Below are 11,992 nucleotides of genomic sequence, written 5' to 3' on the forward strand. Positions count from 1 at the left end.
TTAAAATTCTTTTGATTTTAAATGTAAATCCATTTGAGGGAATGGGATAGTTATGCCATTTTCCTTCAGTTTGGCATGAATAATTCTTCTGATATCGCTTTTGACTCTTTCTATTTCAAATATATTCTCGCTAAAAAACAGGACCTGAAAATCAATGGATGACGATCCAAAATCAATCAGTCTGGCTTCTATCAAGTTCTTGTTGAATATGTCGGGATGAGCTAAAACGCTGGCTTCCAGGGTTTTTATCACCAACTCAATGTCACTTCCATAGCTAACGCCAATATTTATTTTAAACCTGGTTTTCTTTGACTGATGACTCCAGTTGATTACTTTGTTTGTTGTAATCAGGGAATTGGGGATGATCACCGTTATTTCGTCCCGGTTTAATCCTTTCGATGTTCTAATTCCAATAATTTGAACCTTAACGATGTCACCATCAATTTCCAAAATATCACCTAGTTTGATGGAACGCTCCGATAATAAGATGATTCCGGAAATAACATCGTTAAAGGTTTGTTGTAAACCAAGACCTACCCCAACCAACAGAGCAGCTGAACCGGCTATAAGTAAAGTTAATTTAATGCCCATGGATTCCAAAAAGAAACCGATGGCAATAAGCCAAACTATATATTTGATGATTTTAAATATGGCGTAGGCAGTTCCATCGTCAAGCTTACTAAATAATCGTTTTTGCCATAAAGCCTTTTTTATGATTCTAAGAATAAGCCTAGTGACAAAATAAATGGCAATTATTATAAATAGCGTAAAAACTTTTAATTGCGTATTGCCCAAATTAAGTATGGTATAATCTAAAACGTTTTTAATTTCTTCCATCATATGAGTTACTTTCCAAATTTATCAAGCTGTTTTTTTATTATAACCTCTTGGTGAGGATAGGGTATCGAAATGCCATTCTCTCTAAATAGTTTGGGTATTGAATAGTTTAAGTCACAGGATATAATGAACGCATCATCGTTATCCTTGGCCCAAACCCAAGCCCGCAGTCGATAGGCATACTCTTCAATGGTTACGATCCTGACCATTACTTTAGGCGAGCCCTTTTCAATTTGTTCAGCGGTTCTGGCATCCACTGTCAATGGATGCTTTTCTGCCTCTTCCTTCAATATCTCCAGCGCTTTATCGATGTCAGAATTAAAATCTATGCGGAATTCAATATGCTTTTTGATGGAAATATCCGAGATGGAACTGTTTACTATGGTTTCTTCACTGATAATTCCATTGGGTATAATAATTCTCCTGTTTTCGTAATCCCGAATTACAATATGTCTTAATGTTATCTCCTCAACAATACCTCGGTATATGTTACCAATATACACCGTATCACCCACCCTAAAAGGACGAAATATCAGTATAAATATACCGCTTATTATATTTCCAAACGCTTTTTGGGCTGCAAAACCAACAATGGCAGCAAAAATACCTGCACCGGCAAATAAAGCAGTCCCAATATTTTTTAATCCCGGTATATATTGGATAATATAAATGATGACTACACTAAATATGATGAACCCTACAGAATTTTTAAGGAACGAAAACGAGGTGGCATCGGCTGAAACTCTTTTGGCGTATTTGGTCGTCAAAAGTTTAATCACTCTTCGTAATATAAGGTTAATTATTAGGGCTGCTAAAACAACTATGCCAATTTTAATTAGGGTATAATATTCTTCCATTTATGTGTCGTATTTTACATTAACAATGTACGAATAATGTCAATGTTTTACCATTCCAAAAGCTTAACTTTAGGTACCTCACCTCCCATATTCTGCCATTTTTCAGCAGAATATGGGAGGTAATATACTAATTATTTACCGGAATAATTACGGTCCCCACAGCGGTTAAGTTTAGCTAAAATTTCAGTAGCCAAAATCAAACTTTGCCAAGTGGCTAACCAGTGTTGGACACTATTAATGTATTGACCAGTATGGATATACATGATCAGACTAAGTTGTGCATCGTGTGGTTTTAGTTCTTTTGTTTTAGGTGAAAATGTATTTCTTTTTTGTTTAGACGCCAATCATCTGATTGGTAACACATTTTTTTTATATGTTTTGCAGGTATAATATTACAAGTTTGTAGAGGTAAAAGTTTCTGCACTGTAGTTATCGCTATTTGCGGTAATTCAATACATTGTTTTTTCTTTCAGAACTTGAATCCTTTTATTTGTTTTCGATAATGATAGGGTTTTTTAATATTCTGTCCGACAGATCGTCGAATTTATTGTGCCATTTGTCGGCTGCAATAATTATCTGCGCTTTTTTTACGCCATCGCCAATGCGATAAATAATGGAGTGGGAACTGTTTGTGATAAGCGTGTCGGCATCGTCCATAATAATAAGGCTTATTTTGGTCATGGGAACACCGTTGATGTTAACCAGTTCGGTCAGGCGTTTGGGCGTGCAAATTAATACATCCAGACCATCGTAAATTTCATCTTTCTGATACTGAATGATACCCTTGTCAAAAGCTACAAAAGTCCTTAGATTGCACTGTTTGCCAAGCAGCGCTATCTGTTCTTCGATTTCAAATGCTTTTTCTTTAGTTGACGTGATAATGATGGCGCGGGGTGCCTCTTCAAACGGCTTTTTCAATTGCTGGATGGTTCCAATAACAAGGGCTGTGGTTTTACCCGAATCTTTTGGTGATATCAGAATTACATCAGCACCGGATTTAATTTTAGGAATGGCATCTGTTTGAATCTGTCTGGGTGTTTTGTCGAGGCCCTCATTTATAATTCCTGTAGCCAGTTCGGGTAATAACTTTTTTAATTTCATGTACTTTCCTTGTTATTCGGGTTGTAGAAAGCGCAAAAATAATAAAATTAGGCTACTATTTTACAAACGATAAAAATTGCGAAATAAAACCAATCAAATGCATCTTCATATTTCTTTCGAGCAATCTAAACCCATATGTGGACAAGTCTACTATGTTGGGGTAATGTGCAACAATTAGCTCCTTAACTTTTTGATGTACGGTTTCGGAAAAAGCGCTTTGCCTGGCGATAACCTGTTCCTTGTTTAAAAGCCTGTCCATGTACCCCAACTCTTCAATTTTTCTTTCCTCAGGATAGTTTTTGTCTTTGTCCAATACGGACTCCGTCGCACTCAAAACTTCGGTTGCATAATGGCCCATCATATCGTTCAGAACATCCTTTTGCTTAAATTCGGGATAATAATCCAAAATAACATCCATTATCACCGATTTGAATTCCAACTTAAATTCAGCATAAAATTTGTCCGTACGTTTAAAGTTGGTAAATAACTCATTTAATTTTCTTTCTTTGTCAAAAGGCATAACTAGTCGATTTATCTTGCATGATATATGTTTTAACGCAGAAACAAGAAAAAAGATTAATGCCATGTTGTTTTAGTTGGAAGGATTCCATAATGGATTCTCCGCAGGCAATGCTAGTTTTCAAATTTTAGCGTGTATCTATGGGGTACTGATACCACATAAAAAAAGCCATCCGAACGAAGTCGAATGGCTTTTGAATGAGCGAAAGACGGGGATCAAACCCGCGACCCTCAGCTTGGAAGGCTGATGCTCTATCAGCTGAGCTACTTTCGCCTGTGCTTTGTTATGGGCGATGGCCACTTTTATGCTGCCATTTACCCCTTGAATGCAATGCTTGGGCCACTTCCTTAAAATACAAATCTTCGGTTCGTTTGTTTTCGAGAGCCACATTGGCATATTTCATATAAATCGAACGTCTTCCGATTTTAAGTGGGGAGAGCAGGATTCGAACCTGCGAAGTCGTAAGACAACGGAGTTACAGTCCGTCCCAGTTGGCCGCTTTGGTATCTCCCCCAATGCGCGTTCAAATCTAGAATTTATTTTTTTAAACTCCAACCCATATCTACCATTTTTATGGCGGTAATTGCTCCTTCATCACCTTTGTTGCCATGCTTTCCACCAGCTCTGTCCTTGGCTTGTTGTAAGTTTAGGGTTGTAATAAGCCCGAAAATAAACGGTATGGGATAATCTAAATTTAATTGAGTGATACCTTGCGTTACACCATCACATACAAAATCGAAATGTGGCGTGTCGCCCTGGATAACACAACCCAGGCAAATGACGGCATCCACGTCGGTGTAATCGGCCATATATTTGGCACCTTTTGTAAGCTCAAAGCTACCGGGAACATATTTTTTGATAATGTTATCAGGATTGGCCCCATTGTCAATTAAGGTATTGTATGCCCCATCGTATAGCGCTTCGGTAATTTCCTCGTTCCATTCAGCCACCACAATGCCAAATTTCATGTTTGCAGCGGAAGGCATTTTGCTTTTGTCGTAGTCCGACAGGTTTTTCAAACTTGTTGCCATAAAATCAATTTTAGGGTACAAATGTAAAAGAGGTTACCAAAACCGGCAACCTCTTTCATCATTTATTTTTATTTCTTGAATTATTTGCTTGCTAAAATTTGCGCTCTGGTAATGTACTTGTCGATGTTTCTGGCTTCCATGGCTGTTTTGAAATCGTCCTTTATTTTTTGGTATGCTTCCAATGCCTGGCCGTATTCCTTCTGTTCTTCGTAAACCAATCCCAATTTTAAAAGATAGGTAGGGGCCACAATACTGTTGTTGATATCAGCGGCACCTTTATAATGGCTGATGGCAGCATCCACATCGCCTTTTTCGAGGTATGCATCGCCAAGAGCACCTTTTGCTGTCGCATCTAACAACTCGTCGTCACTCGAAAAGCTGCTCAAAAATTCAATGGCATCATCAAATTGACCTAAATGCAGATAGGATACACCTGCATAATATTTGGCCAGGTTTCCCGGCTTGGTCATTCCGTAATCGTCAACAATTTCCAAAAAGCCAAGATTCATTCCGTCACCATTTAAAGCCAGGTTAAAGCTGTCTTTCTCAAAGTAGTTTTGAGCTTGAAACATATCTACTTGTGCTTGTTGTTCTTGCGGTGCGAAATATAATTTTTTAGCCCCCCAGTATCCTCCGATTACAATAATAACGGCAAACATGATAATGGTAAGAACCTTTTGATTATCCTCAATAAATTGTTCCGTTTTACTTAACGCTTGCTCAACATTTTCCATGCTGGTTTCCGTGGCGTATTCTTTTTCCTTATTCGACATGAATTATTTATTTTTTATTGCTACGCAAATGTAGTTGTTTTGTGAAAAAATCAAAATACGTAATCGTATTTCTTTAGGTGTTTTGTTAAAATATTGTCAGCAGAATCAATTAACAAACGCTTTGGCCTGCATTTTTGGTGAAAGTCAAAGGTTGCGGATGCTTTATTTCTTAGAGAATAATTACATTTGTGAGCTTAAACAAAGGCTTGCATGTATCTTAAACATTTACATCTCATTAATTTTAAAAACATTGAACTTGCACAACTTCAATTGAACGAGGGCATAAATTGTTTTATTGGTTCAAACGGTGCCGGAAAAACCAATATGCTCGATGCCATTTATTATATGTCGTTTTGTAAAAGTTATTTTAACCCTGTGGATAGCCAAAATATTCGGCACGAGCACGATTTCTTCGTGATTCAAGGTACCTATGAGGTCAATAGGGAAGAAGAGCATATTTATTGCGGGTTTAAAAAAGGGGTAAAGAAACAGTTTAAGCGTAACAAAAAGGAGTACGATAAACTCTCGAATCATATAGGCCTGCTGCCTCTGGTAATGATTTCGCCTCAGGATGAGCGATTGATTGTGGAGGGTAGCGAACAGCGGCGAAGATATATCGATAGTGTTATTTCGCAATACGACAAGGCTTATTTGGAGCATCTGATTAATTATAACAAAGTCATTTCACAGCGCAACATATATTTGAAGAATTTGAAATCGTTAAATGCACAAGCGCATGAAATGTTGGATACCTGGGATTTTCAAATCCTTGAATTGAGTAAGAAAATTTCCAATGCCCGACTGCAATTCCTGGAAGAATTAAAACCTGTTTTCCTGGAAATGTATAACTTTATTTCCGGCGATAAGGAAGTGGTGGAGTTTGCCTACAAGTCGCATCTGAGCGAAGCTGACTTTGAGCGTGCTTTGAGGGACTGCAGAGAAAAAGATATGATACTTGGTTATAGTACCAAGGGGATTCATAAAGATGATGTTGATTTTAAAATAGGAGGGTACCCCATAAAAAAAATGGGTTCGCAAGGGCAAAAAAAGACTTTTTTAATAGCGTTAAAGCTGGGGCAGTTCAAGTTCTTGTCAGAACACAAAAAAAGAAAACCCATATTGTTGCTCGACGATATTTTTGATAAATTGGATAGTGAACGGGGTGATCGACTGATTGAATTAGTGGGTAGCGATTTTTTTAGTCAGATATTTATTACGGACACCCAGTTAAACAGAATTAAGCCTGTACTGAAAAAGATTAATAAGGAAAGCAGTATATTTTTGGTGGAAGAAGGAGAATTTAACAAGCAAGGGTAGCAGCTATGGAAAGGAAAAATGCACAACATATAAAATCAATCATTAAGGAATACCTGAGTCAAAACAGGGAATTGGATCACAAAATGCTCGAGAACCGGGTAATCAGGTCGTGGGAAAAGGTAATCGGAAAAACGGTTGCACGTGCCACAACCAATATCTATGTTCACCAGGGCACCTTGTACCTTAGTATTAATTCCAGCGTAATGCGAAACGAACTGTTGATGTTAAAGGATAAAATAATGCATGCCCTAAACGAAGAGGTGGGGCATCAGATTGTTACGGCAGTAGTCATTCGATAGTTATAATATTATAGCAGTATTATAGCAGTTCCCTTTCGTTTAATTTCGCAATTCTTTCTTTTACAACGGTATTGTTTTCGGCAATAATGTTTTCCATCTTTTGGGCAGGTTCGGCAAAAAGTTCAGGTTTGACTTTGGCCATCACTTCAATATAATTGGTTAATTCCTTATTGATTTGATCTTTGATTAGTTGAGCAATTTTGCTTGCGGATAACAGGTTGCGCTTTTCTTCTTTTTTGGAGAGATATTCTTGAAATGCTTTCTCAAATATTTCCTGATCCTTTTTTAACTGATCAATGAGTATATCAAAATCGTGAAGTTTGCTGCAAGCCGCAGCTATTTCATCTTTCTCAAAATCTTCCAGCATTGATTTAAGGCATTCCGATTCTTCGCGGTAACTCAGGTGGATGACTTCCATGCCATATTTGTTTAACACGTCCATGATTGTCTGGGCAGCTTGAGCGATTTTTTCATCGGGCCACAATATTTTTGATTTTACCTCCAGGAAGATTACCCGGGCAGAATTGTCGCGTTTTGAATCTAATGGGGCCAGCGTACTTTTTACAATTTCCTCGTTTAAAGAATCTATCATTTTAGATGTGTTCTCCCTGAGCGTGCTGATAACTTCTGTCAAATAACTGTCGTTGACATACATATCGTTGCCGAAAATTTCTACAATACCTAGAGCGGTGTTTTTTATTTCTTCAACGTTACTTCTGTAATTAATAATGGACGGCATGGGCTATCGTTATATTGTGGATCTCTAATGTCATCAAAAATAAATAATTATTCGAATTTAGTGAGCGTTATTATTCAATTTGTGGGTTTGAGTTAAACGAGATGCAATATGCTTCGAAAAATCATTTTTATGGTCGTATTGTCATCCATTCTAAAAAAAATAAAAACGTAAGTTAACATCTGAGTGGCTAGTGGGTTAAAGAAAATAAATATGTTTAACATATGGTTTAAAAAGCCAATTACATGAATTATATTCGTTTTGTAAAGCAATGCAAACTACTAAAAAGTAAAAACAATAGCTATTGCAATAAAATCATTGAACAGTGCATGAAAGTATGCGCCGGCCAGACAAGCGTAACGAGGTCTGCGGTGCTTTCGTTCAATGGTGGGCATAAAAAATGGCGAGTCAAAAACGTTTGGCTTGCCATTTTTTTATGAATGATTAAATTTGTTGTGCGTATGACATTGTGAAATTTATTTGATTTCATGTAAATCGTTTTTAAATATAAAAATCTTTTCATGATTACTTTCTTTATCTGTATTGCGGTTCTGGTTGCTGCTTATTTTATTTACGGAGGTTTTATCGAAAAACAATTTGGGGCAGATCCCGATAGACCTACACCGGCAATTACCCAACATGACGGCGTTGATTTTGTGCCATTGAGTAATGCCAGGATTTTTCTAATTCAGTTTTTAAATATTGCAGGTTTAGGTCCCATATTTGGTGCCATTGCAGGTGCATTGTGGGGACCTGTCGCATTTATTTGGATAGTACTTGGCTGTATATTTATAGGTTCTGTTCATGATTATTTCTCGGGGATGTTATCTATCCGGCACAAGGGTGCCAGCATACCTGAAATTGTTGGAATGTATTTGGGCAATGGAACCAAAAATTTTATGCGCGTGTTTGCAGTTGGCTTATTGATTATAGTAGGAGTTGTGTTTGTGAAAGGACCCGCCGCAATTCTTCAAGGCATTACAGGTGTGGATGTTACCATTTTGGTTATCGGTATATTTGTATATTATTTATTGGCAACTATGATTCCAATAGACAAGCTTATTGGAAGAATTTATCCTGTTTTTGGTTTGAGTTTATTGATTATGGCGGTTGGAATTACGGTAACAATGGTGTTTGGCGGATATAAAATTCCTGAACTAGTACCGGGAAACTTGGTCAATATGCATAGTGAATCCTCAAGTTTTCCAATATTTCCTTTGTTGTTTATTACTATTGCCTGCGGAGCTGTATCGGGTTTTCATTCAACTCAATCCCCACTAATGGCACGCTGTCTTCCCAACGAAAAAGATGGTAAGAAGATATTTTTTGGAGCAATGATCACAGAAGGGATTGTCGCACTTATCTGGGCAGCAATTGCGATGGCTTTCTTTGGTGGAGTAAGCGATCTGGGAGTTAGCTTTGCTGAAGCTAAAAACAATGCAGCACCTATTGTAAATGAAATATGTAATTCTTTATTAGGAAAAGTGGGAGGGATTTTAGCTTTGATTGGAGTAGTGGCAGCACCGATAACCTCTGGCGACACCGCTTTTAGAAGTGCCCGTTTAACCATTGCCGATTCTTTTAAAATCAAACAAGGTAAATTGATTCAACGCTTGTATGTTACTGTCCCCATATTTTTGGTTGCTATCATCTTAACGCAAGTTGATTTTGGTATAGTTTGGCGTTATTTTGGTTGGGCCAACCAAACATTGTCTGTTTTTGTGTTATGGACGGCAGCAGTATATATGCGTAAAACAACCGGTAAGTATTGGTTTGTATTGATCCCTGCTGTATTTATGACTTCGGTGGTAATTAGCTATATTTTGATAGCGCCGGAGGGTTTTCAGTTGGATCAAAATATCTCTTACTCGGTTGGGATTGCCTCGGGTTTATTAGGAATGGGATTTTATTTATACAGTACCGGTAAAGCCAGGCTTGCGTTAACAGAATAAATCATTATAAATAACTTGACTTAACGCTGGTATCTTTTTTAATAGGCATTAAAGAAGATTTTATATAGAATAGTTATTGAAAATACATGATGAATGTAAATATTTGAGTATCTTTGAACGTGATTTTAACGCTTACTTTATTTGGTAGGCGTTTTTTATTGGGCAATAAATCGCTCACTGGCACTATCGAAGGGCATGTTCAAACAAATTAGACTATTCGTACAAAATGTACGAGTTAGTTAATTATGCGATTATCTCAATCAATTATCACGATCAAGATTTGTAACCGATCTGCAATAATTAACTTTGCGTTTTTAAAAATATTTAATTCGGATGATAAACAAAGCACTGCATACCTTTCATATCCCTGTTATGGGCACAGGATATACAATTGAATCGCCATTAAAGGTCGCCAAATATGGAATCCACTCGGTAGTTCCATTGTCGGATCATTATATAATGAATCATTTAATTGAAATACATAGCAAAAAGAATGGTCTGACTTATGAATTGTTAGATGCTTCAAACCCCGAAAACAGGGCGACTATTGTACGTCAGTATTTAGATTTAGTACATGACATTGTCCTAAGACAATTTGAAGCAGTGAAGAATTCCCCGTTTGAAGAAGGGAGCGAAATAACCAAGTATTTTGAGTTGTTGCCTGCAAATTCTCCTCTTAAAATCAAGTATGATCAGATGCTTGGGGAAGATAGTCGTGCTAAAGGAAAGTTGCAGGAAGAATTGCGAAGCTCCATGCGTCCCGGAAGTATTGACGTAAATATCATGACCAAATTAGATGGCGTAAACTTTAATAAAGATAAAGAGCCTTATCCCACTGAGTATAACGATGCACACGCTGCTTTAAAAGGTTTTGCCGAAAGTAAGCTGGATGCTTCTCTAGTTCTTTCTGCCGGATTAAACCCTCGCTTATACGGTTACATGGCTAGCTTTAAAGATTTTTATCCTGATGCGGATGGAAAATTGAAAAAAAGGATTGTATTAAAGGTAAGTGATTACCGTTCGGCTATGATTCAAGGCCGGTTCCTGGGAAAAAAAGGTCTTTGGGTTTCAGAATATAGAATTGAATCCGGCTTAAATTGCGGAGGTCATGCATTTGCATCAGATGGCTATTTGCTAGGCCCAATCCTAAAGGAATTTAAAGATAACAAAGAGAAGCTGGTAAGTATGTTGTTCACCGGTTATGCTAATGTGTTAAAACAAGAAAAAGGTATTGAGGTTGAGCAGGCTTTTCCGGTAGCTTATACGGTTCAGGGCGGTGTTGGTGATGCACACGAACATCAAATGTTCCTGGATTATTATGGAATGGAATCAGTTGGTTGGGGTTCTCCTTTTTTGTTAGTGCCTGAAACGACTACAGTAGATGAGTTTACCCAAAAAGTGTTAAAAGAAGGAAAAGAGGAGGATTTCTATTTGAGCGATATTTCCCCGTTAGGTGTTCCTTTTAATTCGGTGAAGGGAAACTGGGCCGATATCGAAAAACAAAAACGTATTGAAGCCGGAAAGCCGGGCGCTGCGTGTTTAAAGAAATTTTTGCAGTTCAATACGGAATTCACAAAAAATCCTATCTGTACAGCTTCGGTTCAATATCAGAAAACGAAGATTGCTGAGCTGAAAAACACGATTTCCAATCCTGCAGAATTAAAAGCTAAAGTAGACAAGTTGGTGGAAAAGGCCTGCTTGTGTGTAGGACTTGGTAATACTGTAATGGATTTTCATAAACTGGCACTGCCCAAAGGTAATCATGGTGTTGTTGTATGTCCGGGACCAAATTTAGCTTATTTTAATAAGATTAGCTCATTAAAAGAGATGGTTGACCATATTTATGGAAGAACCAGCAGTCTTTTTAATGCCGATAGGCCTAATGTGTTTATCAAGGAATTGAAAATTTATATGGATTACCTAAAAAACAAAATCGAGGAGTGTAAAGAAGACTTTACGCCACCGCAGGTAAAATATTTTAATTCGTTTAAGGCGAATTTGCAAGATGGAATCTCCTATTATAAAGAAATGTTTTCGTTGGGAGATGAAAGCTTAAAAAATATGAAAGAAAAAGTGTTAAATGACCTGGCCGATTATAAACGGGAATTAGAGTTGATTTTTATTCCGCAACCTGTGAAATAAATGCTGACCTGTTGTCAGGAGATAAAATGATAATACAAAAGCCTGCTTTCTATTAAAGAGCAGGCTTTTGTATGATATATGACTAATGTTCGGTCAGAATGAAATAAAAAGCTTATCCGAGATCTGTCATTAGGAATATGAAAAATTCCTTCATGTCAGCAGGCATCAGCCGTCCTGATTGCTATTGGGAAAGAAAAGCTTATATTGAGCGTTTGTAATGTATATATTTTGTTCATGGAATGGGCATTTAGATGAAGTCTAATAGGGGTATAAATAACGGTCACCTATATTAGTTATAAAGTTTAACCCGCCATATGCATTAGAAATTCTATTACACATTGAAATTACTTTAGGGTCTGCCTTTTTATATATAACAGACTGCATGTCAATAACATGTTGAGAAATAAATTATTAAAAAACCCCGAAA

11 protein-coding genes and 2 tRNA genes are annotated in these 11,992 nt (G+C 37.2%); 4 read left to right on the forward strand and 9 right to left on the reverse strand.

Annotation, left to right across the window (positions count from 1 at the left end):
• From ACRD64_RS13440 to ACRD64_RS13475, 8 genes are all read right to left on the reverse strand, one after another.
• Positions 1 to 840: a mechanosensitive ion channel family protein gene (locus ACRD64_RS13440; protein WP_430933906.1), complete on the reverse strand. Its 840-nt coding sequence runs from the start codon at positions 838 to 840 to the stop codon at positions 1 to 3.
• A 5-nt stretch (positions 841 to 845) separates the two neighbouring features.
• A complete protein-coding gene (locus ACRD64_RS13445; protein WP_430933907.1) occupies positions 846 to 1,694 on the reverse strand; it encodes a mechanosensitive ion channel family protein in 849 nt (282 codons plus the stop codon).
• A 486-nt stretch (positions 1,695 to 2,180) separates the two neighbouring features.
• Positions 2,181 to 2,795 (reverse strand): DEAD/DEAH box helicase, encoded by a 615-nt coding sequence (locus ACRD64_RS13450; RefSeq protein WP_430933908.1) that lies wholly within the window; start codon positions 2,793 to 2,795, stop codon positions 2,181 to 2,183.
• Between the two features lie 55 nt (positions 2,796 to 2,850).
• Complete coding sequence (locus ACRD64_RS13455) at positions 2,851 to 3,315, reverse strand: hypothetical protein (protein WP_430933909.1); 465 nt, start codon at positions 3,313 to 3,315, stop codon at positions 2,851 to 2,853.
• A gap of 200 nt (positions 3,316 to 3,515) precedes the next feature.
• Positions 3,516 to 3,588, reverse strand: a tRNA-Gly gene (locus ACRD64_RS13460).
• 157 nt (positions 3,589 to 3,745) lie between these two features.
• Positions 3,746 to 3,828, reverse strand: a tRNA-Tyr gene (locus tag ACRD64_RS13465).
• Positions 3,829 to 3,851: 23 nt separating this feature from the next.
• Positions 3,852 to 4,346 carry a 6,7-dimethyl-8-ribityllumazine synthase gene (gene ribH / locus ACRD64_RS13470; protein ID WP_430933910.1) on the reverse strand — a complete coding sequence of 165 codons (495 nt, stop codon included), beginning with the start codon at positions 4,344 to 4,346 and terminating at the stop codon, positions 3,852 to 3,854.
• A gap of 80 nt (positions 4,347 to 4,426) precedes the next feature.
• Complete coding sequence (locus ACRD64_RS13475) at positions 4,427 to 5,119, reverse strand: tetratricopeptide repeat protein (RefSeq protein ID WP_430933911.1); 693 nt, start codon at positions 5,117 to 5,119, stop codon at positions 4,427 to 4,429.
• Positions 5,120 to 5,329: 210 nt separating this feature from the next.
• On the opposite strand from ACRD64_RS13475, the gene recF reads away from it, so the two are divergent.
• Positions 5,330 to 6,436: a DNA replication/repair protein RecF gene (gene recF / locus ACRD64_RS13480; RefSeq protein WP_430933912.1), complete on the forward strand. Its 1,107-nt coding sequence runs from the start codon at positions 5,330 to 5,332 to the stop codon at positions 6,434 to 6,436.
• A 5-nt stretch (positions 6,437 to 6,441) separates the two neighbouring features.
• On the forward strand, positions 6,442 to 6,735 hold the full coding sequence (locus tag ACRD64_RS13485; RefSeq protein WP_430933913.1) for a DUF721 domain-containing protein: 294 nt from the start codon (positions 6,442 to 6,444) through the stop codon (positions 6,733 to 6,735).
• A 19-nt stretch (positions 6,736 to 6,754) separates the two neighbouring features.
• Here the strand turns inward: ACRD64_RS13485 and ACRD64_RS13490 are convergent, their stop codons facing one another.
• The gene (locus ACRD64_RS13490) at positions 6,755 to 7,474 is read right to left on the reverse strand and encodes a DUF6261 family protein (RefSeq protein WP_430933914.1); all 720 of its coding nucleotides are present in this window, start codon (positions 7,472 to 7,474) and stop codon (positions 6,755 to 6,757) included.
• A 518-nt stretch (positions 7,475 to 7,992) separates the two neighbouring features.
• Between ACRD64_RS13490 and ACRD64_RS13495 the strand changes: the two genes are divergently transcribed.
• Positions 7,993 to 9,423 (forward strand): carbon starvation CstA family protein, encoded by a 1,431-nt coding sequence (locus ACRD64_RS13495; RefSeq protein ID WP_430933915.1) that lies wholly within the window; start codon positions 7,993 to 7,995, stop codon positions 9,421 to 9,423.
• Positions 9,424 to 9,756: 333 nt separating this feature from the next.
• On the forward strand, positions 9,757 to 11,565 hold the full coding sequence (locus ACRD64_RS13500) for a hypothetical protein (RefSeq protein WP_430933916.1): 1,809 nt from the start codon (positions 9,757 to 9,759) through the stop codon (positions 11,563 to 11,565).
• Positions 11,566 to 11,992: the final 427 nt, after the last annotated feature.

Origin of the sequence: Saccharicrinis sp. 156 (assembly GCF_050589685.1) — a bacterium.
Classification (GTDB): Bacteria; Bacteroidota; Bacteroidia; order Bacteroidales; family Marinilabiliaceae; genus Saccharicrinis.

Coding starts and splice junctions, on each gene's coding strand:
- ACRD64_RS13500 (WP_430933916.1), top strand. CDS start 9,757: ATGATAAACAAAGCACTGCATACCTTTCATATCCCTGTTATGGGCACA.
- ACRD64_RS13440 (WP_430933906.1), bottom strand. CDS start 840: ATGATGGAAGAAATTAAAAACGTTTTAGATTATACCATACTTAATTTG.
- ribH (WP_430933910.1), bottom strand. CDS start 4,346: ATGGCAACAAGTTTGAAAAACCTGTCGGACTACGACAAAAGCAAAATG.
- ACRD64_RS13475 (WP_430933911.1), bottom strand. CDS start 5,119: ATGTCGAATAAGGAAAAAGAATACGCCACGGAAACCAGCATGGAAAAT.
- ACRD64_RS13490 (WP_430933914.1), bottom strand. CDS start 7,474: ATGCCGTCCATTATTAATTACAGAAGTAACGTTGAAGAAATAAAAAAC.
- recF (WP_430933912.1), top strand. CDS start 5,330: ATGTATCTTAAACATTTACATCTCATTAATTTTAAAAACATTGAACTT.
- ACRD64_RS13495 (WP_430933915.1), top strand. CDS start 7,993: ATGATTACTTTCTTTATCTGTATTGCGGTTCTGGTTGCTGCTTATTTT.
- ACRD64_RS13450 (WP_430933908.1), bottom strand. CDS start 2,795: ATGAAATTAAAAAAGTTATTACCCGAACTGGCTACAGGAATTATAAAT.
- ACRD64_RS13485 (WP_430933913.1), top strand. CDS start 6,442: ATGGAAAGGAAAAATGCACAACATATAAAATCAATCATTAAGGAATAC.
- ACRD64_RS13455 (WP_430933909.1), bottom strand. CDS start 3,315: ATGCCTTTTGACAAAGAAAGAAAATTAAATGAGTTATTTACCAACTTT.
- ACRD64_RS13445 (WP_430933907.1), bottom strand. CDS start 1,694: ATGGAAGAATATTATACCCTAATTAAAATTGGCATAGTTGTTTTAGCA.